The sequence below is a fragment of the Mycobacterium sp. 1245111.1 genome (assembly GCF_001673405.1).
In the GTDB taxonomy this organism is placed as follows: Bacteria; Actinomycetota; Actinomycetes; order Mycobacteriales; family Mycobacteriaceae; genus Mycobacterium.
The window spans coordinates 1-23,363 of record NZ_LZLV01000153.1 but is presented as its reverse complement, the minus strand read 5'-3'; the positions used below and the strand labels follow the sequence as shown (position 1 = coordinate 23,363).

Annotated in this window: 23 protein-coding genes; 12 read left to right on the top strand and 11 right to left on the bottom strand. The window is 66.1% G+C overall.

What is annotated here, in order from left to right:
- Positions 1–22: 22 nt before the first annotated feature.
- Both A5658_RS25440 and eccCa read right to left on the bottom strand, forming a co-directional pair.
- Entirely contained in the window at positions 23–1,249 is a 1,227-nt protein-coding gene (locus tag A5658_RS25440; protein ID WP_082993419.1) for a type VII secretion-associated protein, read from the bottom strand.
- Positions 1,231–4,977, bottom strand: a complete 3,747-nt coding sequence (eccCa, locus tag A5658_RS25435; protein WP_067341996.1) for a type VII secretion protein EccCa — start codon at positions 4,975–4,977, stop codon at positions 1,231–1,233. Before eccCa ends, A5658_RS25440 begins: the two co-directional genes overlap by 19 nt.
- Positions 4,978–5,096: 119 nt before the next feature.
- Here eccCa and eccD point away from each other — a divergent pair, with 119 nt between their 5' ends.
- Complete coding sequence (eccD, locus tag A5658_RS25430) at positions 5,097–6,428, top strand: type VII secretion integral membrane protein EccD (RefSeq protein ID WP_197503223.1); 1,332 nt, start codon at positions 5,097–5,099, stop codon at positions 6,426–6,428.
- 11 nt (positions 6,429–6,439) lie between these two features.
- Positions 6,440–7,783 carry a type VII secretion-associated serine protease mycosin gene (gene mycP / locus A5658_RS25425; protein WP_067342238.1) on the top strand — a complete coding sequence of 448 codons (1,344 nt, stop codon included), beginning with the start codon at positions 6,440–6,442 and terminating at the stop codon, positions 7,781–7,783.
- On the opposite strand, the gene eccB is transcribed toward mycP, so the two are convergent.
- On the bottom strand, positions 7,733–9,142 hold the full coding sequence (gene eccB, locus A5658_RS25420) for a type VII secretion protein EccB (protein WP_067341992.1): 1,410 nt from the start codon (positions 9,140–9,142) through the stop codon (positions 7,733–7,735). The genes mycP and eccB overlap by 51 nt on opposite strands.
- A 186-nt stretch (positions 9,143–9,328) precedes the next feature.
- On the opposite strand from eccB, the gene A5658_RS25415 reads away from it, so the two are divergent.
- The 3 genes from A5658_RS25415 to A5658_RS25405 are packed head-to-tail and all read left to right on the top strand — an operon-like array spanning position 9,329 to position 11,493.
- Positions 9,329–10,117, top strand: coding sequence for a cutinase family protein (locus A5658_RS25415; protein WP_067342236.1), 789 nt, complete (start codon positions 9,329–9,331; stop codon positions 10,115–10,117).
- A 35-nt stretch (positions 10,118–10,152) separates the two neighbouring features.
- The gene (locus tag A5658_RS25410; protein ID WP_067341990.1) at positions 10,153–10,812 is read left to right on the top strand and encodes a cutinase family protein; all 660 of its coding nucleotides are present in this window, start codon (positions 10,153–10,155) and stop codon (positions 10,810–10,812) included.
- A 60-nt stretch (positions 10,813–10,872) separates the two neighbouring features.
- Positions 10,873–11,493, top strand: coding sequence for a cutinase family protein (locus tag A5658_RS25405; protein WP_067341987.1), 621 nt, complete (start codon positions 10,873–10,875; stop codon positions 11,491–11,493).
- On the opposite strand, the gene truA is transcribed toward A5658_RS25405, so the two are convergent.
- From truA to infA, 8 genes are all read right to left on the bottom strand, one after another.
- On the bottom strand, positions 11,490–12,362 hold the full coding sequence (truA, locus tag A5658_RS25400; RefSeq protein ID WP_067341985.1) for a tRNA pseudouridine(38-40) synthase TruA: 873 nt from the start codon (positions 12,360–12,362) through the stop codon (positions 11,490–11,492). The genes A5658_RS25405 and truA overlap by 4 nt on opposite strands.
- A 7-nt stretch (positions 12,363–12,369) precedes the next feature.
- Positions 12,370–12,969: a 50S ribosomal protein L17 gene (gene rplQ / locus A5658_RS25395; RefSeq protein WP_067341983.1), complete on the bottom strand. Its 600-nt coding sequence runs from the start codon at positions 12,967–12,969 to the stop codon at positions 12,370–12,372.
- A 75-nt stretch (positions 12,970–13,044) separates the two neighbouring features.
- Complete coding sequence (locus A5658_RS25390) at positions 13,045–14,088, bottom strand: DNA-directed RNA polymerase subunit alpha (protein WP_067341981.1); 1,044 nt, start codon at positions 14,086–14,088, stop codon at positions 13,045–13,047.
- A gap of 75 nt (positions 14,089–14,163) precedes the next feature.
- Positions 14,164–14,769 (bottom strand): 30S ribosomal protein S4, encoded by a 606-nt coding sequence (rpsD, locus tag A5658_RS25385; protein WP_067341979.1) that lies wholly within the window; start codon positions 14,767–14,769, stop codon positions 14,164–14,166.
- A 10-nt stretch (positions 14,770–14,779) separates the two neighbouring features.
- Positions 14,780–15,199: a 30S ribosomal protein S11 gene (gene rpsK / locus A5658_RS25380; protein WP_067341977.1), complete on the bottom strand. Its 420-nt coding sequence runs from the start codon at positions 15,197–15,199 to the stop codon at positions 14,780–14,782.
- 3 nt (positions 15,200–15,202) lie between these two features.
- Positions 15,203–15,577 (bottom strand): 30S ribosomal protein S13, encoded by a 375-nt coding sequence (gene rpsM, locus A5658_RS25375; protein ID WP_067341974.1) that lies wholly within the window; start codon positions 15,575–15,577, stop codon positions 15,203–15,205.
- A 159-nt stretch (positions 15,578–15,736) separates the two neighbouring features.
- A complete protein-coding gene (rpmJ, locus tag A5658_RS27780) occupies positions 15,737–15,850 on the bottom strand; it encodes a 50S ribosomal protein L36 (protein WP_003879483.1) in 114 nt (37 codons plus the stop codon).
- A gap of 53 nt (positions 15,851–15,903) precedes the next feature.
- Entirely contained in the window at positions 15,904–16,125 is a 222-nt protein-coding gene (gene infA / locus A5658_RS25370; protein ID WP_003418601.1) for a translation initiation factor IF-1, read from the bottom strand.
- 247 nt (positions 16,126–16,372) lie between these two features.
- Here infA and A5658_RS25365 point away from each other — a divergent pair, with 247 nt between their 5' ends.
- From A5658_RS25365 to A5658_RS25335, 7 genes are all read left to right on the top strand, one after another.
- Entirely contained in the window at positions 16,373–18,043 is a 1,671-nt protein-coding gene (locus tag A5658_RS25365; protein ID WP_067341972.1) for an FAD-dependent oxidoreductase, read from the top strand.
- Positions 18,040–19,551 carry an ATP-binding protein gene (locus A5658_RS25360; RefSeq protein WP_067341970.1) on the top strand — a complete coding sequence of 504 codons (1,512 nt, stop codon included), beginning with the start codon at positions 18,040–18,042 and terminating at the stop codon, positions 19,549–19,551. The genes A5658_RS25365 and A5658_RS25360 overlap by 4 nt, the downstream gene beginning before the upstream one ends.
- Positions 19,552–19,599: 48 nt before the next feature.
- Positions 19,600–20,451 (top strand): LLM class F420-dependent oxidoreductase, encoded by an 852-nt coding sequence (locus A5658_RS25355; protein ID WP_067341968.1) that lies wholly within the window; start codon positions 19,600–19,602, stop codon positions 20,449–20,451.
- A gap of 20 nt (positions 20,452–20,471) precedes the next feature.
- Positions 20,472–21,335 carry an LLM class F420-dependent oxidoreductase gene (locus A5658_RS25350; RefSeq protein WP_067341966.1) on the top strand — a complete coding sequence of 288 codons (864 nt, stop codon included), beginning with the start codon at positions 20,472–20,474 and terminating at the stop codon, positions 21,333–21,335.
- 21 nt (positions 21,336–21,356) lie between these two features.
- Entirely contained in the window at positions 21,357–22,352 is a 996-nt protein-coding gene (gene rfbB, locus A5658_RS25345; RefSeq protein WP_067341963.1) for a dTDP-glucose 4,6-dehydratase, read from the top strand.
- A 1-nt stretch (position 22,353) separates the two neighbouring features.
- Positions 22,354–22,956, top strand: coding sequence for a dTDP-4-dehydrorhamnose 3,5-epimerase (rfbC, locus tag A5658_RS25340; RefSeq protein WP_067341961.1), 603 nt, complete (start codon positions 22,354–22,356; stop codon positions 22,954–22,956).
- 83 nt (positions 22,957–23,039) lie between these two features.
- Positions 23,040–23,267, top strand: a complete 228-nt coding sequence (locus A5658_RS25335) for a deoxyribodipyrimidine photolyase (RefSeq protein WP_067341959.1) — start codon at positions 23,040–23,042, stop codon at positions 23,265–23,267.
- Positions 23,268–23,363 lie beyond the last annotated feature (96 nt).

Sequence of the window (23,363 nt, the reverse complement as noted above, 5' to 3'; positions counted from 1 at the left end):
CAGCGCCTGGTTCCCACCGATCTCAGATCAATGCCCGCGCTGACCGAACTGCGGTTTCACACTCCCGGCGCACGGCGGCGTCGCGACCGCGGGGGTTCTGACATCCGATACTGATCCGGACCAACTTGTCGACCCACACCGTCCAGCGGATGTCATGCTCATCCCGAACCTCGCGATACGTCACCACGGCATGTCCTGCACTACGGGCCGCCGGGTTGAAGTCGACGAATACGCCGACCGGCGCAGCGTCGATCGCACTCTTGAGAAACTCCGCGGTCGCGTCCATACCCGGCAACGCGACGCGCGACTGCGTTACCTGGAGCGCCACGTCCGGATCCGTTGGCGAACGTATCTCTACTCGCGCCGAACCCGGTCCCGCTACGATGCGCCGCGTCGGCCACTGAGCCGGAATCTCAAGTGCGACGTGACCTTCCACGAAGTACGTCGTCGGTAAGGGCTCATTTGCGCGAGCGGCGGTATGACGATGGACCGCGCCCACGCCGATGACCGCACCGGCCACGATCACCGCCAACGTCAATCCCTGCCAAGCCCTCTCCGCCCTTCTCGGGTGATTCGACTCAGCGAATGTTTGATCGCTCGGTTTCAGCTCTCCGACCATCCTTCTCAGCCGGATGTCGTCGACAAGCACCACCGTCATCCCGGCGGTGTGCGGCAGACGCTTGACGATCGCCGCTGCGAGTCTTCGAGCCCCGCGCACAGTTGCCGGGGCATCGATGACCGCCGTCTGAGCGGTGCCGGGTGCCGTCGTAAGGACTGAATCCGCGACAGCCTCCGCGACGACCTCGACGTCCCGATTGCGCGCTTCGACCGCCACACCGTCGCCGGTCGCGACCACGAAACCGTCTGCGATTTCTACGACCAACGTCGCCGACGCAGTCCCGGAAGGAGAGGCCTTAGCCAGCAGCCATGAGCGCGACCGCATCTCGGCAAGGCCTGCCAAATCCTGCGCGGCGGCGCGGATGACATCGAGCCGGTGCGGCGACCACCAGGACGGGTGCACGATCGTCACCTGCCCGGCCGACCCGCAGTCGACGGACGCAAGGACCTGTCGCCATAGCGATTCGACGCTCACCGGTCGAAGGCCGACAAGGGCCACGGGGTCGTCGATGCTCGCGAACGCCTCCCGTTCGGCGTCAGCGTCGGCGACAGTCGCTCCGCCGCAACATAATCGACGAACCGCAGCTGGACCGACCTCGATGAGGTGCGCCCTCACGGCACCGGTGTCCACCCAACTTGGATCGTCTGCGGGTCGCCGCGACGCGTAATCAACACTCCCCGCCCCGGCGGCAGCGGCGACGGACGCACCGGGCCAACAGTCAGCCCCTCCTCGGCACTTGCGCTCATCAACAGCGTCGCGCAGCCGGCGTCTCGGAGCCCGGCGAGCACAGGCTCGAACATGGCGCGGGCGGCACCGCTAGAGCGACGCGCCACCACAAGATGAAATCCCACATCTCGGCTATACGGGAGTATCTCAAGCAGCGCTGTCAGTGCGTTACCACCCGCGCCGCCGACAAGGTCGTAATCGTCTATCACGGTGTAGATTTCCGGTCCACACCACCACGATCTGTCGCGCAATCGCGTCGCCGTCACGTCTGCGGGAGGCAATCGTCGACGCAGTAGCTCCAGCAACCGCGGCATGGCGTCGCGTATCGCATCGACAGAAGTGACGTAGTCGCCGAGCTGCCCGGATTGAGGCTCCACAACGCCAAGTAGCGAGCGCCTCGGGTCGACGATAAATAGTTGGCATTGGGCGGGACTCGTAGTTCGCAGCAGCTCGCCGCACAAAGCGCGCAACGTCGCTGTCTTACCGCACTCGCCGTCGCCGAGGATCAACAGGTGTTGCTGCTGCGCGAAATCGATTGTCAGCGACTCAAGCTCGGTCTCCTCGACGCCAAGTACTACCCCGGTGTCGACCTCAGCCGCCTGTTCGACTATGCGCTCGAGATCAATGTGTGCCGGTAGCACTGGGACGGGAGGCGCCACCCATCCACCATGGCGGCGCCGCAATCTCTCAACGCCGTCGCCGTCAAGGCGGGGTAGCGCGACGACCATGTGCATGCCATCTTGGGACAGCCCTCGCCCGGGATTTCCCTCTGGCACCTGCTGAGCCCGACGACGGTCCACCTCGGAATCCGATGGGTCACCCAGCCGCAACTCGATACGCGTTCCGATCTGATCCCTCAAGGCAGGCCTGATCTCCGCCCAACGCGAGGCAGTCACCACAGTATGTACACCGTACGAGAGGCCCTCCGCAGCAAGCGATGTCAACCACGACTCCGCTGCCTCGACCTCGCGTTGCAGGCTGAGCCAACCGTCGACAACGAGAAAGATATCGCCGAATCGGTCGCACCGCCGGTCTTGCTCCGCCTTGAGCCGCCGATAGTGGCCCATCGATTCGATGCCGTGCTCACGGAAAAGCGTCTCACGCGACCGAACGATGCCAGCGAGTCGCAACAGCGTGTTGCGTACCCGCTCGCCATCGGAACGCCCCGCGACGGAGCCGACGTGCGGCCAGTCTCGCAGCATCGCCAACGAGCCGCCGCCGAAATCGAGGCAGTAGAACTGCACCAGTCGCGGGTCGTGCGTGACCGCCAGGGCGGTGATCAGCGTCCGCAACGCCGTCGACTTGCCGGACTGCGGCGCGCCGACCACGGCGACATTGCCTGCCGCCCCGGATAAATCGACCATCAGCGGCGTCCGTCGCTGCTCGAAAGGACGGTCCACGATTCCGATTGGAGCCGTCAACGTCGCCGCGGGTTCGAGGTCACAACCGACGGTGTCCAGGGACGGCGATGCCGACAGCGGCGGTAGCCATACCTCGTGCGCGCGCGGGCCATCGTCGCATAGTTGTTCGATGATCGCCTGCAGCACGGTGCGGTATGCGCCAGATTCGGTGTCGGCCCCGCGATCACATGAGACCGGGCCGACGGGTGCCGTGGTGAACGCATGCACCAGCGCCCCGGTATTACGAGCCGGTGAAACGTGCTCGTCGACAGCGAGTGACGTCGCACTAGGGCCGGAGACAAACGCGGTCTGGAACCGGACAGGCGCATCGGTGCCCACCCTCAGATACGCGGCACCCGGCGTTCCGGGCAGCTCGTAGGCATCGGGTGTGCCCAGCACTGTTCGAGACTCGTTGGCCGAGAGTGTCTTCAGGCAGATTCGATAAGACAGATGCGATTCCAGACCCCGCAACCGGCCTTCATCCAGACGTTGACTTGCCAACAGCAGATGGATGCCCAATGACCGTCCAAGCCGGCCGATCGCGACGAAGACATCGGCGAAATCTGGCTGTTGACTGAGCAATTCGGAGAACTCGTCGACGATGATGAACAAGGCCGGCAACGGATCCAGTCGCGCCCCGGCGCGTCTCCTGCGGCCGTACGCCGTAACGCCGTCGAGGTTCCCCGCGGCGCGGAGCACTTCTTGGCGGCGATACATCTCGCCCATCAACGCGTCGCGCATTCTGGCTACCAGCGCCGCCTTGTCGGCCAAGTTCGTGATCACCGCGGCCACATGCGGGGCGGGGTCGAGTCCGGCGAACGTCGCACCGCCTTTGAAGTCGACGAGCACCAGGTTGAGGTCTTGCGGTGAATGACCGACGATCATGCCGAGAGCGACGGTCCTGAGGAACTCCGACTTTCCGGAACCCGTTGCGCCGATGCAGAGTCCGTGCGGACCCATTCCGTTCGCAGCGGCTTCTTTGATGTCGAGTTCCACCGGCTCGCCAGTGTCGTTTGTGCCGACCGGCACGCGAAGGAATTCGTCAAGGGTCTTGGCGCTCCGGTGCGCAACCGCGGAATAGCAAGTGATATCAGCTATGCCGACGAGGTCCTGCCAATCCGTGCCGCGCGACCGCGCGCTCGATCGGCCGACCCGGTAGCCGGCCAGTCGTTGCGCGCATACCAGCGCGGTCGCGTAGCTCAGCTGATCGGCATGGGCGGCAACTTCTTGGCCCGACGCGAACACGACCAGGGGCTCGTCGTCCGTGCTCTCGATCGTCAGCATCGTGGCAGCGTGGCCGGCGCGGTCGTCGGATCGCTCCTCGCTGTCGACGACGACGACCGTGTGCCGCTGCCCTTGCGCGCCGAGCGCAGCACGCGCCGCTGCAACCGAGGGGTACACCATCCGCGCCGGTCCGATGTCGTCGGTGGCATTCGGATGTCGGTTGTGCGGCAACCACTTCAGCCATTCCCAGTCGGGTCGGCTTCGCTCGTCGACGACGGCCGCGATCGATACCGTCTCCGGACTGTGCATCACTGCCAATTGACAGATCATCGCGCGCGCGAGCGCCCGCGCCTGGCTGGCGTGGCCCCGGATGCGTACCGCGGCCAGCCCGTCGAGCGGAACCGCGATCGGGAGGTTCGACACCGTCGAGTGCGTCCGGAGAAAGCGCTGCAGCGCGGCCACTCCCACCGGGTCCAACCTGTTCACCGACTGCGTGGCGGGCGCCACCAACCGCGTCGCAAGAGGCAGCGTTCCGAGGCCTATGCGCACGTGGCAGAAATCTGAGTCCGTGATTGCTCGCTCCCACATGCGGGCGCCGCCGACCAGTGTCCACAGCGTGTCGGGCTCGGGGTGGCGCCATGTCATCGAATAGTGCTGTGCTGCTGCATTCTTCAGCACGGTGGTCCGCAACTCCGATAAATAGCCGAGATAGTCTGCGCGTTGGACATTGATGTGGCCGCGACGCCGGTCCGCGCCTGATAGCGCCGTCGCGACCGCAGACACGAGCATCATCAGCGGGAACATCATGAACGCCGGATTGCGCACCACAGTCGATCGGGCGTAGTACGCCGCAGCCATCGCGCCGACCGTTGCGACGGCGGTGATGATCGGCACGAGGCGGATCAGCGGATTCGACTGCGTGCGCGTTACTTCCGGTGGTACCGCGATGTCGATGTCCGTGGTCTCGTGAGCCGGCGGCGGTATTCGCTCCGCCTGATCGACCTCCATGTTTCGGGCACGGTAGGCACAGCCGTATTCCGCGGCAAGTCGCCTGTGGAGCAACGCATACGGGTCAGGTGCCGTGCGGCTAGCGTCCGATGCGACGAAGGGAGGTCGATGTGTATCGGGTGTCGGTAGCGACCGGGCAGCGGCGAGTGGCTGTTCATGCCGACGCCGCCCGTGTCGACCTCGTGGTGTCGGCCGCGGTGCCGGTCGGATCAGTCATCCCGTCGATCGTCGACGCGCTGGGCCAGGGCAATGTCAACACCGCTGTCTCGTTCCAGCTGTCCCGCCCTGGTGGTGGTGTGCTGGATGCGTCGAAGACGTTGAATGAATTGGGGATTCGGGATGGCTGCACATTGTTCCTGGTTCGCTCGCCGACTGAGTTCGTCCCGCCATCCTGCGACGATGCGGCCGAGGCCGTGGCGGCGACCGTCGCGCAGGCCGAACGGCCCTGGACCCGACGCGCGACGCGGCTTGCCGGCGCTCTGGTCTCTTGTTGTCTGGCCGGCGTTACTGCCGCGGTGCTGATCCGGACGGCCTTTGACGTCGACGCACACCGGAGGGGCTGCGTCGTCGTTGCCCTGAGCATCGGACTGCTCACCGTGTTGGCGGCGGTAATCGCGGATCGGGTATTCGACGAACCGGGCGCGGGCCTGACCTTGGGCTTGATGGGCGCCGGATTTGCCGCACTTGCCGGGCTGTTTGCCATCCCTGGTGGTCCGGGTGCTCCCAACGCGCTCTTCGCGGTAGCCGCCATGGGCACAGTCGCGGCGATTGTCCGCGGGTTCGCCAGCCACGCAGCCGTCTTCACCACGTTGACATGCCTGGCAGCGGCCTGTGCGATCGCGGCCGCGGTGAGTGCGGTCACCATCGCGCCGATGCCGGCGATTGGAGCAGGGTTAGCAGCGATCTCGTTGGCGCTCGTCGAGGCGGCGGCACCGATATCGGTCCTGCTCGCACGATTGTCGCCGGTGCCGGCCGACAGCCCAGATAGGCTGCGCGAAAAGGCGGTCCGCGCGCGGACCTGGCTCAACAGTCTGATCGCCGCATTCTCTGCCTCGGCCGCGCTGGGGGCCATCGGTGCGGCAGCCAAACTTTCGCTGCCCAGTATCGGCTTCGCCGCCATGGTAGGCACCGTGCTAGTGCTTCGGGCGCGGGCGCATCAGGACATCGGTCGATCGGTGCCGCCGATCGTCTGCGGGGCGGCGACGCTCTGCGCGGTTGTCGTTGCTGCCGCAGTTGCGTACCCCCGTCAGGCGCTGCCCATCGCGGCGCTGTCGATGACCCTGAGCCTCGTTGCGCTCTACCTTGGATTCATCAGCGGCTCAACGACAGTCTTTCCGACAGGTCGGCGAAGCGTGGAACTGGCGCAGTATTTCGCGCTGGCGACGATTGCCCCGCTGGCTTTCTGGCTCTGCGGCCTGTACGGCGCAGCGCGCGGCCTGAATCTGCCGTGAGGTCACCGCGATTGGGACGGCGACGACGTGCGGCGGTCGCGGCATTGGCCGTCCTGCCGTGGTTTACCGCACCGCCCGCCAACGCGGTATCGCCGCCACCTGTTGACGAAAGCCGGCTCCCACCGCCGGCACCCGCTCACCCGCCCCAACCAACCGTCCAGCGCGAGATCTGCGCAGTGTCGTCGGTAATTCGCGACGCCGACGTAACACAGCTGTCTGGGCTTGATCTGCAACAGGTTTGGAAACTGACAGACGGCTCGGGTCAGCGCGTCGCCGTGATCGACACCGGAGTTGCGCCACATCGGCGATTGCCGTATCTAGCGCCGGGTGGCGACTATGTTTACACCGGCGACGGGACCCAGGACTGCGATGGTCATGGGACTGTCATTGCTGGGATCGTCGGCGCTGCAGTGGATTCCAGTCACGGCGACGATTTCAGCGGTGTCGCTCCAGGCGTCAAACTCATCAGCATTCGGCAGTCCAGCACGAAGTTCGGCGCGGCGTCGGGCCGGACGGGATCCGGGTTCGGAGACGTCGACACCATGGCACGAGCCGTACGCACCGCCGCCGACCTCGGCGCCACGGTGATCAACATTTCCTCGGTGGCCTGCGCCCCCGACGACTCCGCGCTCGATGATCGCCCGCTGGGCGCCGCGCTGGCCTATGCCGTCGACACCAAGGACGCCGTCGTGGTGGCGGCCGCGGGAAATGCCGGCACCGGGCAGTGTCCCGCACAGGCCTCCGAGTCGGGGGGCGTTGTGAGCCCCGCTTGGTACGACGACTATGTACTGACCGTTGGATCGGTGAATGCACACGGCGAGCCGTCGTCGTTCACACTCGCCGGGCCGTGGGTCGATGTCGCCGCGCCCGGCGAAGCGGTGATCTCCCTGAGCCCATCCGGTGTTGGGCTGGCGAATGCGCTTGCCGGGAAGGATGGTTCGACTCCGCTGTCGGGCACGAGCTACGCGACGCCGGTTGTCAGCGGGTTGGCGGCGCTGGTCCGCTCGCGGTTTCCGATGTGGACAGCCCGTCAGGTGATACAACGCATCAAAGCCACCGCTCACCATCCGCCCAACGGGTGGAACCCGCGAATCGGCTACGGCAGAGTCGACTTCCTGGCCGCAGTGAGCACCGATACCCCGACCGCTCCGACCCCACCGGCGACCCAGAAGAGGGTGCCTGCCGCCGAACCCGCGCGTACCGCGCCCCCGGATCACCGCGCCCGACATGCAGCGTTCACCGGGGCCGCGATCTGCGCCGGCATCTTGGCGGCGGCGCTGACCGCTGGCTCATTGCGCGCCCGACTACGACGCGCCGAGCGGTCGAGAGATGACCGGAACATCCTGTGCGACTGAGGCATTGGCCCTGCTCAAATCCGGCCCAGCGGGCAGTTTAGCGACTATCGGCCACGGTGCGGCGACCACGGCGGCCGGCAGCCCGAGGTCCTTGGCCGCATCGTCGTCGTGAACCCCAAACCGGACACCGGTATCGGAGATCAGGTACCGCGTACCCGCCCGGGCGTCGCTGCCGGACAGGCTGGCTGAGCGGACGTAGGCCACGCGCCCCGGCGGCAGGTAGACCGCGTCGATGGCAGGCCCTTTTCCATCGGCCTGCGCCAGCGCGACTGGTGCTTGCCCCGCTGGAACAGGCAGTCCGCCAAGCGAAATCGAGACAGTAGCTCTTTTCGACGCGGCGTGGGCCCATCCGACGCAGACCGTGGTACCGGCCGCCACCGACTGCGGCACGGCCCGATCGGGGAAGTCGGACACCGGCAGTCGCGTCACCGATTTGGTGGCGCGGATGACGTCGGGCGCAACGGAAACGGCGGTGCGAGATCCTTGCGAATCGGAGAACCGAACGAGTTCGGCGGCCAGTTGCCCGACCCGCTGGACGCCGTCGGTCAACACGACGTAGTACTCGTCGCCGATACTGTGGGCCACCCGCAGCACGCTGCCGACCGGAAAGCCTGGAAGGGAATCGGGTCCACGTTTGCCGATGCCAGGAATCCGAGGCGGGGTGATCGGCGGGGTCTCCGGAATGAGGTTCAGCAGCGACGCCGAAACGGGCAGTGGCGTCTGGCCGTCCAACCCCAGCCCGTGCGCGACTGCAGCGTCATCCGGGTTCACCACGGCCCGTCGGCCGTCGAACACTAGGTACGTCGAGCCACCGGTGGTCGGCGTGACGAGCAGCGCTTGGTCCCGCCGCAGAATGTCGGACTGCGCCTGGCGACCGACGATGACCGTCGTGCGGTCGGGCTCGTCGCAGACGGTCCACTGCGATTCGCTTTCTTCGAGTGGCTTTCCGAGAAACTGCGGAGCGCCGGGGATGCCCAGCAGCGCACCCATTTTGTTGCTGCTGAGCGCTGACGCGGCCATCGGTTCGGGGTCCGCATTGGTCTTCATGATCAGTCGGGCCGAGGCCAGGTTCAGCACCGGATGCAGCGTGTCGCCCAACTGGACGTAAAGCGCGCCGGACTGCCGCTCCATCACGATCGGCGCCGTCGTAGCCCGCGCCTGGGGGCGCAGCAGGGCGAGGCCCAGGCACGCGGCCACCACGAGGATGGCCAACACGAGGCCGACCGTCAGCGATTGCGCGGGCGCACGGATCGACTCGTTAACGGCACGAAGGTCGATGCCCAGCAACGCGCACTCGATACGTCGGCGCAGAAACCGGTGACCGCTGATCTCGAGCTTGGTGGTCGGGTGCCATGCCATCCCCCATCACGATAGGCACCGGCCGCCCCGCGCCCCGCCCACGATCCACAGCCAGAGTGGCAAAACCGTAGATGTGACCGCGGACCCAAAAATCCGTAGAATCGCCTGGTGAGCCTTAGCCGCAAGAGCCGTGGTAATTACTGTAAATCCTGGTCACGCCCCTTTAGCCTGACCGCCGCCGCATTGCTGGGGGCGGGTGTGTTGCTCGTGGCACCGGGCGCCGCGCCGTCGGCCAAGGCCGACAACTGCCCCGACGTGTCGGTGACCTTCGCCCGCGGCACCGACGAGCCGCAAGGCCTCGGCCGCGTCGGCCAGGCCCTCGTCGACGCGCTGCGCCAGAACACCGGCAAGAACATCGACGCCTACGCGGTCAACTACCGCGCCACGCTGCTGCAGATCCACGGCAACGACGGCGCCAAGGACGCGATCAAGCACATCAAGGAGGTGGCCGACAAGTGCCCGGCCACTCCGCAGGTGCTCGGCGGCTACTCCCAGGGCGCGTCGGTGGTCGACATCGTCACCGGCACCCAGATCGGCGGCGTCGGCTGGGGCGATGCCCTGCCGGCGCAGTACGCCAGCCACGTCGTCGCGGTCACCACGTTCGGTAACCCGGCCGACCGCAGCGGGGGATCGATCGCCGCCCAGAGCGCGCTGTTCGGCGCCAAGGCCGTCGACTACTGCAACCCCGAAGACCCGATCTGCCACGCCGGCCAGGGCAACGAGTGGAAGGGCCACACCGACGGCTACGTGCCCGTCTACACCAACCAGGCCGCCAGCTTCGTGCAGACCCGACTGCTGACGGTGCTGCCGCAGACCGGACCCGAAGGGCCCCTGGGCATCCCGCCCGGCCTCGGGTCGCCCGCGCCGTACGCGCCCGGACCGTTCGGACCCGGCCAGGGTCCGGCGCCCGGCCCCATCCCCGGCGGCCCCGGCCCGACCGTGGTCGACCAGACCCAGCCCGCGTCCTTCCACTGATCGCTTACTGTCCGCGCGCCCAATAGGATCGGCCCATGACAATTGCGCGTGCAGCGGCTGCCCTGGGTCTGGCCGCGGTATCAGTGTTGGCGCCGGCGTTGGCGCCCGCGCTAATCCCCGCGGCCTCGGCCGCATGCTCGCCCGTCGAGGTGGTGTTCGCCCGCGGACGCCAGGAGCCGGCCGGCGCCGGGGTCATCGGTAACGCGTTCGTCGGCGCGCTGCGATCGAAGGTCAACCGGGGCGTCAGCCTCTACGCCGTGCGCTACCCCGCCGACACCCAAGTCGACATCGGCGCCAACGACATGAGCGCACACGTCCAGTCGACGATCAACGGCTGCCCGGATACCCGCATCGTGTTGGGCGGCTACTCCCTCGGCGCGGCGGTCACCGACGTCGTGATGGCGGCCCCGATCTCGGCGTTCGGCTTCAACAACCCGCTCCCCCCGGGCGCCGATCAGCACATCGCCGCGGTCGCCCTCTTCGGCAACGGCAGCAATTGGGTGGGGCCCATTGCGAACCTCAACCCGGTCTACAACGACCGGACCATCGACCTGTGCCACGGCGCCGACCCCATCTGCAACCCGGCCGACCCGCACACCTGGCAGAACAACTGGAGCCAACACATGGCCGGTGGCTACATCCAGGACGGCATGGTCAACCAGGCGGCCGACTTCGTCGCCGGCAAACTCGGCTAACCCCCCCGATCTATAGGTTGCTCACAGCCGGCGAATAGTTTTCCCGGTTACCGTTTGCTCATGCGATCTGGCCTACTCCGTCTAGCAGCGGTGGCGTTGCTCGCCGACGGATTGCTGACGGCCCCGGCCCTGGCACCCCTGGCATGGACGTCGCTGCCAACGGCGTCCGCGGCCTGCCCCGGTGTGGAGGTGGTGTTCGCCCGCGGCCGTGAGGAGCCACCCGGACTCGGCGCGGTCGGCGACGCGTTGGTCAACTCGCTGCGCGCAAAGCTGCCGAACATGTCGGTCGGGGCCTATGGCGTCAACTATCCGGCAAATATCGACGTCGAAAGCGGCGCCAATGATATGGGCGCGCACGTTCAATCCATGGCAAGAAGTTGCCCGGACACCCGCGAGGTGCTCGGCGGCTATTCCCTCGGTGCCGAGGTGGCTGACGTCGCAGCCGCGGGCCACATACCCCCGGGTATGGATCGGCACGTCGCGGCGGTCGCCTTGTTCGGTAACGGCACCCACAACGTCGCCCCCGCCTTCGCAGGCAAGACGATTGACCAGTGCGCGCAAGGCGACCCGATCTGCAAACCAGGCATCCACGATATGCACTGGTCCTCACACCTGCAGCCGTCATACATCGACTCGGGGCTGGTGGATCAGGCGGCAAATTTCGTCGCCGGCCGGATCTAGTCCCTTTTCCGAAGGTCGCGGGTGATCAGCGTGCGCGCCTGCAACTCGCTGTCCGGCGGGTAATCCACCCCGACCAATGTCAAACCCCTCGCCGGCGCGGCGGCGTAGTCGCTGGAACGCCTTGTGTCGGTGAGCAATTGAGCACACCAGCTGGCGGTCCGGCGATGCTCCCCGACCGCCAGCACCGCCCCGACCAGTGACCGCACCATCGACCAACAGAACGCATCGGCGGTGACATACGCGGTGATCAGGTCGCCGTCGCGCTCCCAGTCGAACCGTTGCAGGTCGCGGATCGTCGTCGCGCCTTCACGGTGTCGGCAGAATGCGGCGAAGTCGTTGAGCCCCAACAGCTTCCGAGAGGCGGATGCCATCGCGTCGACGTCCAGCAGCCGCGGCCAACTGGTGATGAAGCGGGCCTGGTGCGGATCCACCCCGTAGTCGGCGGTGGAGATCCGGTAGACGTAATGTCGGCGCAGCGCCGAGAAGCGCGCATCGAAACCCGCTGGCGCGCGCACGATTCGACGGACACGGACGTCGGCGGGCAACAATCGACCCAGGCGGCGGACCAACGGCTGGAATTCGGGCTGGTTCGGCCGCGGAGTGCGTGGATAGACGTTGGGTAGCGCGTCGAGGGGCACGTCGACGTGAGCAACCTGTCCGGTCGCATGCACACCGGTGTCGGTGCGACCGGCGGCGCGCAGCCGCACCGCGCTGCGAAACACCGTCGACAGCGACTCCTCGAGAACGCCCGCGACGGTACGCTGGCCGGCCTGCGTGGCCCAGCCCGCGAATTCCGTTCCGTCGTAAGCGATATCGAGCCGAAGACGAACGTGCCCACCATCGGAGTCGATGGCGGGCACGTCGTTCAACGGCAGATCAGGACTCGTCAGCGTCCTTGGCTTCTTCCTCGGCAGGAGCCTCGGCCTCAGGGGCTTCGGCCTCAGCGGCTTCGGCCTCAGGCGCTTCCGCAACCGCGTCCGGCACGTCCGCGATGGCCTCCGGCTCGACCGCAGCCTGCGGCGCCGCCGCGGCGGCCTCGGGTGCGGCCTTGGCAGCCGGAGCCTTGGCGGCCTTCGACCCACCCGCCCGACGCGCACGCTCGGCTTCAGACGTCACCGTCTTCTCCTGCACCAGCTCGATGACCGCCATCGGGGCGTTGTCGCCCTTGCGGTTCTCGACCTTGATGATGCGGGTGTAGCCACCGTTGCGGTCGGCGAAGTGCGGCCCGATCTCGGCGAACAGCGCGTGCACGATGTCCTTGTCGCGGATCTTCTTCATCACCTCGCGCCGGTTGTGCAGCGTGCCCTTCTTGGCGTGGGTGATCAGCTTCTCGGCGTAGGGCCGAAGTGCCCGCGCCTTGGGCTCGGTCGTCTTGATCCGGCCGTGCTCGAACAGCGCCGTCGCCAAGTTGGCCAGGATCGCCTTCTGGTGCGAGGACGACCCGCCGAGGCGAGGACCCTTGGTGGGCTTGGGCATTTCGACTTCTCCTAAATGGGGCCGGCCCCCGTATCAGGTAGGACCGGGACGGCTCTCTTTCGAGAGGTTGGGGTGTTACAGCTGTTCGGTTTCGGCGTAGTCCTGGTCGTCGTAGGCGGCGTCAGCCGACCAGGTGCCGGTGGCGACGTCGTAGCCGGCGACCTCCGACGGGTCGAAGCTGGCCGGGCTGTCCTTGAGCGATAGGCCGAGCTGGTGCAGCTTGACCTTCACCTCGTCGATCGACTTCTGACCGAAGTTGCGGATGTCGAGCAGGTCGGACTCGGTGCGCGAGACCAACTCGCCGACGGTGTGCACGCCCTCCCGCTTGAGGCAGTTGTACGAGCGCACGGTCAGGTCCAGGTCGTCGATCGGCAGGGCGAACGAGGCGATGTGGTCGGCCTCGGCAGGCGACGGGCCGATCTCGATGCCCTCGGCCTCGACGTTGAGTTCCCGTGCCAGCCCGAACAATTCGACCAGCGTCTTACCTGCGGACGCCAGCGCGTCCCGGGGGCCGATCGAGCTCTTGGTCTCGACGTCGAGGATCAGCTTGTCGAAGTCGGTGCGCTGCTCGACACGGGTCGCGTCGACCTTGTAGGTCACCTTGAGCACCGGCGAGTAGATGGAATCGACTGGGATACGGCCGATTTCAGCACCCGAGGCCTTGTTCTGCACGGCCGGGACGTACCCGCGGCCACGCTCGACGACGAGCTCGATCTCGAGCTTGCCCTTGTCGTTCAGGGTAGCGATGTGCATCTCCGGGTTGTGCACGGTGACGCCGGCCGGCGGCACGATGTCACCCGCGGTGACCTCGCCCGGGCCCTGCTTGCGCAGGTACATGGTGACCGGCTCGTCCTCTTCGGACGACACGACCAGGCTCTTCAGGTTCAGGATGATGTCGGTGACGTCTTCCTTGACACCCGGCACGGTGGTGAACTCGTGCAGCACACCGTCGATGCGGATGCTGGTGACGGCCGCGCCCGGAATCGAGGACAGCAGCGTGCGCCGCAGCGAGTTACCAAGCGTGTAGCCGAAACCCGGCTCCAGCGGCTCGATGACGAACTGCGAACGGCTGTCGCTGATGATCTCTTCGGACAGGGTCGGTCGCTGTGAAATCAGCATGGTGTTTCTTTATCTCCTTCTCGGCACCCGCTATTTGATGCCGCTAAGACCTCCGGCCGGCCGGCCGCAGGGGTGTTACTTCGAGTAGTACTCGACGATGAGCTGCTCGGTGAGCGGCACTTCGATCTGCGCGCGCTCGGGCAACTGGTGGATCAGGATCCGCTGCTGCTCGCCGACCACCTGAATCCAGCTGGGGATCGGACGGTCGCCGGCGGTCTCGCGGGCGATCTGGAACGGCACGGTGTTCAGCGACTTGCCCTTGATGTCGATGATGTCGTACTGCGACACCCGATAGCTGGGGATGGTCACCTTGACGCCGTTGACCGTGAAATGGCCGTGGCTGACCAGCTGACGGGCCATCCGCCGGGTGCGGGCAATGCCCGACCGGTACACGACGTTGTCCAGCCGGCTCTCGAGGATCTGCAGCAGCTCGTCACCGGTCTTGCCGGGACGGCCGGCCGCTTCTTCGTAGTAGCGGCGGAATTGCTTCTCCATGACGCCGTAGGTGAAGCGGGCCTTCTGCTTCTCCTGCAGCTGCTGGCGGTACTCGCTCTCCTTGATCCGCGCGCGGCCGTGCTGACCGGGCGGGTAGGGGCGCTTCTCGAACGACTGGTCACCACCGACCAGGTCGACGCCGAGGCGGCGCGACTTGCGGGTGACGGGTCCGGTGTAACGAGCCATGTTTTCTTACCTAGACCCTTCTGCGCTTGGGCGGGCGGCAGCCGTTGTGCGGCTGGGGAGTGACGTCGGAGATCGCGCCGACCTCGAGTCCGGCGGCCTGCAGCGAGCGGATCGCGGTCTCGCGGCCCGAACCCGGGCCCTTCACGAACACGTCGACCTTGCGGACGCCGTGCTCCTGCGCCTTGCGGGCGGCGTTCTCGGCGGCCAGCTGTGCGGCGAACGGCGTCGACTTACGCGACCCCTTGAAGCCGACGTGACCCGACGACGCCCACGCGAGGACGTTGCCCTGCAGGTCGGTGATCGTCACGATCGTGTTGTTGAACGTGCTCTTGATGTGCGCGGCGCCGTGCGGGACGTTCTTCTTTTCCCGCCGCCGGGTCTTCTGACCCTTCTTGGGCGCGGAGGCAGCAGCCTTCTTTGCTGGGGGCATGACTTACCTGGCCTTCTTCTTGCCGGCGATGGTGCGCTTGGGGCCCTTACGGGTGCGCGCATTGGTCTTGGTGCGCTGACCGCGCACCGGCAGGCCGCGGCGGTGCCGAAGGCCCTGATAGCAGCCGATCTCGATCTTGCGGCGGATGTCGGCCTGAACCTCACGGCGCAGGTCACCCTCGACCTTGAGGTTGCCTTCGATGTAGTCGCGCATGTGGGTCACCTGATCGTCGGTGAGGTCCTTAGTGCGCAGATCCTTGTCGATCCCGGTCGCGGCCAGAATTTCGAGGGAGCGGGTTCGGCCGATGCCGAAGATGTACGTCAACGCGACCTCCATGCGCTTGTCGCGCGGGAGGTCGACGCCCATTAGTCGAGCCATGGGGTGGCATTCCTTCTCTATGCGGAGGTCTCAATCCCCAGCCCGTTCCCGACTGAGCGCTTCGGGGTCCGGCCTCCGTTCCGGACGTGGCTGAACGCCCTATGCGTTCAGTGGTGCTGGGAGGTCTGCATTCAGTTGTGTACGCCTAGCTCGGGGCTCTTAGCCCTGACGCTGCTTGTGGCGCGGATCAGAGCAGATCACCATGACCCGTCCATGCCGACGGATCACCCTGCACTTGTCGCAGATCGGCTTGACGCTCGGGTTCACCTTCACGGCTGTTCAGATCCTGTTCTGTCTACTCGTCGGTTGCTTGGTTCGGGCTGGCGTTACTTGTAGCGGTACACAATGCGGCCCCGGGACAGGTCGTAGGGAGACAACTCCACCACCACCCGGTCCTCGGGCAGGATGCGGATGTAGTGCTGCCGCATCTTGCCGCTGATGTGGGCAAGCACCTTGTGGCCGTTTTCCAGCTCAATGCGGAACATCGCATTGGGCAGGGGCTCGACCACGCGGCCCTCGACCTCGATGGCGCCGTCCTTCTTGGCCATACTTCTCTTCGAATCCTCGTTTAGTGTCGTTGCATCTACGCCCGGATCAGCGCAGCATGCGCCGGCCCTACAACGTGAGCCAGTGACAGGAAATTCCTAAGACAGGGCACGCGAGAAACCAGCGCGATGAAGCACCGTTGCTCCACGATACCTGCTGATTCGTGCTGACCAAAATCGCTGTCAGAGAATTTGGGGGCCGCCACGGTCGCCTGACGCGCCAGCTCTGACAAGCGCATACTTGACGCTGATGACTAGCCCCGCAAGTGCCGATGCCATCTCCCGCAAACCGGTGATGCTGACCGTCGACGACGACCCCGCGGTGTCTCGGGCCGTTGCGCGCGATCTGCGCCGCCGCTACGGCGACGCCAACCGCATCGTCCGAGCTGAATCTGGCCCCGACGCGCTCGACACCCTCAAGCAGCTCAAACTACGCGGCGAGACGGTCGCGATGCTGGTCGCGGACTATCGGATGCCGCAGATGACCGGCATCGAGTTCCTCGAAGCGGCGATGGACCTCTACCCCGCTGCCAAGCGGGTGCTGCTGACCGCCTACGCCGACACCCACGCCGCAATCGACGCCATCAACGTCGTCGACCTGGACCATTACCTGCTCAAGCCATGGGATCCGCCCCAGGAGAAGCTCTACCCCGTCATCGACGACCTGCTGGAGGCCTGGCGGCGGACTCCGGAGCGCGCGATCCCGCACACCAAGCTCATCGGGCACCGCTGGCACGCGCGGTCCTGGGAGGCCCGCAACTTCCTGGTTCGCAACGGGCTGCACTACAAGTGGTTCGAGGCCGACCACCCCGACGGCGAACAGCTGCTGCTGGCGGCCGGTGAGGACGGCAAGCGGCTGCCCGTCGTCGTGACCGAGAAGGGCGACCCTCTCGTCGAGCCCACCGATGCTGAGCTGGCCGACAAGCTGGGCCTGACGACCACCCCATCGCAGGACTTCTACGACCTGATCGTGGTCGGTGGCGGGCCCGCCGGCCTGGCCGCCGCCGTCTACGGCGCCTCCGAAGGCCTGCACACGGTGTTGATCGAATCCACCGCGACCGGCGGACAGGCCGGCCAGAGCTCGAAGATCGAGAACTACCTCGGCTTCCCGGACGGGGTCTCCGGCGACCAGCTGGCCACCCGGGCACGCCGGCAGGCCGAGAAGTTCGGCGCCGAACTCATCACCACCCGCACGGCCGTCGCGCTGGAAGTCAGCGGATCCAAGCGGACCGTCCGGTTCGACGACGGCAGCTCGATCGACGGGCGCGCCATCATCGTCGCCACGGGTGTCTCCTACAACCAGTTGAACGCCGAAGGCTGCGACGTCCTGTCCGGGCGCGGCGTGTATTACGGCGCCTCGGTCGCGGCGGACTGCGAGGGCGAAGAGGTCTACGTCATCGGCGGCGCGAACTCGGCGGGCCAGGCGGCGATGCAGCTGTCGACCCGGGCGAAATCGGTCACGATCTTGGTGCGCGGGCCGTCCCTGGAAGCCTCGATGTCGCACTACCTGATTCAGCAGATCGAGGCGCGGCCCAACATCAATGTCCGCACCTGCACCGAAGTGCATTGCGCCACAGGCGATGAGCACCTCGAGACCCTCACCCTGATCGACAACAAAACCGGCCGCACTGAAGATGTCAAATGCGCCCGGATGTTCATCTTCATCGGCGCGGCGCCGCGCACCGATTGGCTCGACGGCGTTCTCGCCCGCGACGATCACGGCTTCATCCTCACCGGGCCGGATCTGCACAACGTGTGTGGCTGGACGCTGGACCGTCCACCACATCATCTGGAAACCAGCGTGCCTGGCGTATTCGTCGCCGGCGACGTGAGGTCCGAGTCCGCCAAGCGAGTCGCGGCGGCGGTCGGAGAGGGGTCAATGGCCGTGATGCTGGTGCACCGTTACCTGGCGGAATCATGACCGTCGAAAGTAGTTGTGACGCAGACGAATTGCGCACGCTGTTCCTTTTCGAGCATCTCAGCGAGGAGCAGCTCGCCACACTGTGCGCCGTCGGCGAGATCGCGCACTACGAGCCGGGCCCACTGTTTCTCGAAGGTGAGCCCGCCACCTGTTTCTACGTGCTGATCGAGGGTGAGCTGGCGATGTCCAAGCTGTCCGGCGGGCAGGACATCGAAACCAACCGAACCTCGCATCGCGGCGTGTATTGCGGTGCGTGGCAAGCGTTTACCGGTGAGAAACAACAGCTCTACACCGCATCGGTGCACGTGACCAAGCCCTCACGGTTTTTCGTGATGGATGCTCCGGCGTTCGCCGAGTTCATGAAAGACCAGTTCCCGATGGCGGTTCACCTGCTCGACGGCATCGCCGTCGGCACCGAACGGACCCGTCGGTTGATCGACAATCGTGAGAAGTTGCTTGCGCTGGGCCAGCTTTCGGCGGGGCTGACCCATCAGCTGAACAACCCGGCCGCCGCCATCGCGCGGGCGGCCCAGGAATTGCGTGGCCGGATCTCGAACATGCGCGGCAAACTGGCGATGCTGGCCGACGGCACCGTGAGCCCCGAGACGCTGAACGCCTTGGTGCGACTGCAAGATGCCGTCGCCGAGCAGGTCGCCAAGTCGGCTTCCCAACACCTGACTGCGATCGAGACAGCGGACCGGGAGGACGCCGTCGGTGACTGGCTGGACGATCACGACATCGACGACGGCTGGGAGATCGCGCCGACCTTCGTCGAGGGCGGCATCGACACCGACTGGCTGGAGCGCATCGCCGCCACCGCCGAGGAACTGGAAGCCTCGACGTCGTTGGGACAGGCGATCAAATGGATCAGCTACACCATCGAGAGCGAGCTGTTGATGAATCAGCTTCTCGAGGCCAGCCAACGCATTTCAGCGCTGGTCGCCGACGCCAAGCAGTATTCGCAAATGGATCGGGCGCCCTTCCAGGTGGCCGACGTGCACGATCTGTTGAAGAGCACGCTGACCATGTTCGCCGACCGGTTGGGCAAGGACAGCACCTGCCACATCAAGGTGGCCAAAGAATTCGATCACTCCCTGCCGCAAATCCCCTGCTTCCCGGGCGATCTCAACCAGGTCTGGACGAACATCATCGACAACGCGATCGCGGCGATGGGAAGTGCCGGCGGCACGTTGACGATCCGTACCTGCCGCGAGGCCAACGAGATGCTGCGGGTCGAGATCTGCGACACCGGCCCGGGAATTCCCGAAGACGTGCTCGAGCACATCTTCGAGCCGTTCTTCACCACCAAACCGGTGGGTGAAGGCACCGGCCTGGGCCTCGATCTGGCCTGGAAGATCATCGTCAACAAACACCACGGCGACCTACGGGTCGAGTCTGTGCCGGGCGACACGCGATTCATCGTGCTGCTGCCGCTGGAGATGCCGCCCGTCGTGGACGTGGCCCTGCCAGAGGACGGCGAGGCTGCCGAGGAAATTGCGCGGCCGTAATTCGCGGGCCCCGGAATAGCGTCGGTCGGGCGGTAGGTTGGAGCGACCATGACCGATTCAGTTGCGAGCAAACCCAACCTTGGCCGGTTCGGATCCTTCGGCCGCGGCGTCACGCCTGAGCAGGCCAAAGACATCGAAGCCCTCGGCTACGGGTCGGTCTGGGTCGGCGGCTCGCCGCCGGCCGAGCTGGCCTGGGTCGAACCCATCCTGGAAGCGACGACCACGCTGCAGGTGGCCACCGGCATCGTCAACATCTGGTCGGACGCGGCCAAACCGGTCGCCGAGTCCTTCCATCGCATCGACCGCGCCTACCCCGGTCGTTTTCTACTGGGCATCGGTGTCGGCCATCCCGAGGCGATCACCGAATACCGCAAGCCCTACGACGCGCTGGTGGAGTACCTGGACCAGCTCGACGAATTCGGCGTCCCCGCCAACCGTCGGGTGGTCGCGGCCCTGGGGCCGCAGGTGCTCAAGCTGTCGGCGCGGCGCAGCGCCGGCGCGCACCCGTACCTGACCACGCCGGAGCACACCGCGCAGGCGCGCGAACTGATGGGCCCGTCGGCATTCCTGGCCCCCGAGCACAAGGCGGTGCTGACCACCGATGCCGAGCAGGCCCGGGCAGTCGCCCGCAAGCTGCTCCCGGTGTATTTCAACCTGGCCAACTACCGCAACAACTGGAAGCGGCTGGGATTCTCCGAGGAAGAGACCACTTTTCCGGGCAGCGACCGCCTGATCGATGCGCTGGTGGCCTACGGCAGCCCAGAGGCCATCGCGGCGCGGCTGAAGGAGCACCTGGACGCCGGCGCCGACCACGTGCCTGTACAGGTCCTGACCAAAGATGAAAACCTGGTGTCGGCGTTGGCCGAACTCGCGGGGCCGCTGGGATTGACCCCGGCCTGACGAACCAGAGGGGGATCTCGATGACCGAGGGCGTTTCGCTCAAACCTGACTTGGGCCGATACGGCGTCTGGCTGCTCAATCGGTCCGTCAGCCCGGGCGTCGCCAAACAGATCGAATCGCTGGGCTACGGCGCCGTCTGGGTCGGTGGATCGCCGGATGCCGACCTCAGTTGGGTGGAACCGGCCCTGGCCGAGACGTCGACGCTGCAGTTGGCGACCGGGATCGTCAACGTCTGGGCATCGCCGGCGGCAGACGTGGCCAAGTCCTTCGAACGCATCGAAAGTGCTTACCCCGGAAGGTTTTTGCTGGGTGTCGGGGTAGGCCACCCCGAGCACACCGACGTGTACAAGAAGCCCTACGACGCGCTGGTCGACTACCTCGATGAGCTGGATGGCGCGGGCGTGCCGACCAGCCGTCGGGTGCTCGCGGCGCTGGGCCCGAAGGTGCTGGCTCTTGCGGCCGAACGCAGCGCCGGAGCCCATCCCTACCTGACCACGCCCGAACACACCGCGCAGGCCCGCGAACAGGTCGGCAACACGGTGTTCTTGGCGCCCGAACACAAGGTGGTGCTGACCGAGAACGTCAACGAGGCCCGCGAGATCGGGCGGCGGACCGCCGAGCACTACTTCGGCCTGCGCAACTACGTGAACAACTGGCGCCGGCTCGGGTTCACCGACGAGGATGTGCGTAAACCCGGTAGCGACAAGCTGATTGACGCCGTCGTCGCCCACGGCACGCCCGAGCAGGTCGCGGCGCGGCTCAACGAGCACCGTGAGGCAGGCGCCGATCACGTGGCGATCCAGGTGCTGGGCGGGCCCGACGGCAAACTCCTCGGCGCGCTCGAAGCACTCGCCGGACCGCTGGATCTGACACCTCCCGGCTGAGGGCCACGCTAGGGTTTCGCCATGCGGCTGCTGGTGACCGGTGGCGCCGGGTTCATCGGCGCGAACTTCGTGCATGCCACCGTGCGCGAGCATCCGGACGACGCGGTGACGGTGTTGGACGCGATGACCTATGCGAGTAACCGTGAATCACTGGCTCCCGTCGAGAACGACATCAGGCTGGTCGAGGGCGACGTCACCGACGCGGAGCTCGTTTCGCAACTGGTCGCCGAGTCGGATGCGGTGGTGCATTTCGCGGCCGAGACCCATGTGGACAATTCGCTCGCAGATCCGGCGTCGTTCGTGCACGCCAACGTGATCGGGACCTTCACCATTCTGGAAGCGGTGCGCCGGTTCGGGGTGCGGCTGCATCACGTCTCCACTGACGAGGTCTATGGCGACCTGGAGCTCGACGATCCGCAGCGGTTCACCGAATCCACGCCCTACAACCCGTCGAGCCCTTATTCGTCGACCAAAGCCGCGTCCGACTTGCTGGTGCGCGGTTGGGTGCGCTCCTACGGCGTGCGCGCGACAATCTCCAACTGCTCCAACAACTACGGGCCGTATCAGCACGTCGAGAAGTTCATCCCACGCCAAATCACCAACGTCCTCACCGGGCGGCGGCCGAAACTGTACGGCAAGGGCGCCAACGTCCGGGACTGGATCCACGTCGAGGACCACAACGACGCGGTCCGCCGCATCCTCGACAGCGGTCGGCCCGGGCAGACGTACCTGATCGGCGCCGACGGCGAACGCGACAACCTTTCGGTGCTGCGGACCCTGCTCGAGCTGATGGACCACGATCCCGACGACTTCGACCACGTCGTCGACCGGGTCGGGCACGACCTCCGGTATGCGATCGATCCGTCTCAGCTGAGCGACGAATTGGGCTGGGCGCCAAAACATACCGATTTCGCCGAGGGGTTGCGCGCCACCATCGACTGGTATCGCGACAACGAATCGTGGTGGCGGCCCCTCAAAGACGCCGCCGAGGCTCGCTACGAACGACAGGGTCAATGAGATGCAGGTCCGTGAACTCGACATTGCCGGAGCATGGGAAATCACGCCGGCGGTGCATCCCGATTCGCGCGGTCTGTTCTTCGAATGGCTCACCGACCGCGGTTTCACCGAGTTCGCCGGGCATCGCCTGGACGTCCGCCAGGCCAACTGCTCGGTGTCGGCCGCCGGTGTGCTGCGCGGTCTGCACTTCGCCCAACTGCCGCCGAGCCAAGCCAAATACGTGACCTGCGTGTCCGGCTCGGTGTTCGACGTCGTCGTCGATATTCGGGTGGGCTCGCCGACGTTCGGCCGGTGGGACGCCGTAACGCTGGACGACCGCAGCCACAAGTCGGTGTATATCTCCGAGGGCCTCGCACACGGCTTCCTTGCGCTGCAGGACAATTCGACGTTGATGTATTTGTGTTCGGCCGAGTACAGCCCGCAACGCGAACACACCATCTCCCCCACCGATCCCGCCGTGGCGATCGACTGGCCGGGCGGGCACGAGCTGCTGATTTCCGACCGGGACGCCGCCGCACCGAGTTTGGACGAAGTGCGCGCCGCCGGCCTGCTGCCGACATGGGACGAGGCCCGGGCATTCGTGGAGAGCCTGCATAACAGCTAGAACGTGGTTTGATTCACGCCGTTTGGGGTATTTCCTCCCGGGGTTTCAGACGGGTGACCCCAGTTGGCGTCGAGGAGGTCGTCATGCTTCACCAACTATTGCTGGCCGGCTACACCCAGCCGGAGGCCGCAGGCTTCATCCTGCGTGGCATCAAAGGCATTTTCGTCGCAATCGGCAGCATCATCGCAGCGATCGTCTGCGCACTCATCGCAGCGACCAAGGGCCGCAGCGCAATCGGTTGGGGCATCCTCGGATTGTTCTTCAGCATCCTGACGCTGATCGCGGTGATCATCGTCCCGTCGAAGAAGTAGCCTCGGCTGCGCCGGCAACTAGAAGGGCGGGGGCTGGTCGTCTTGGGCCGGGGGTGCGGGTCCGCATGAAACAGCTTGGTGCGCTTGATGATTGAG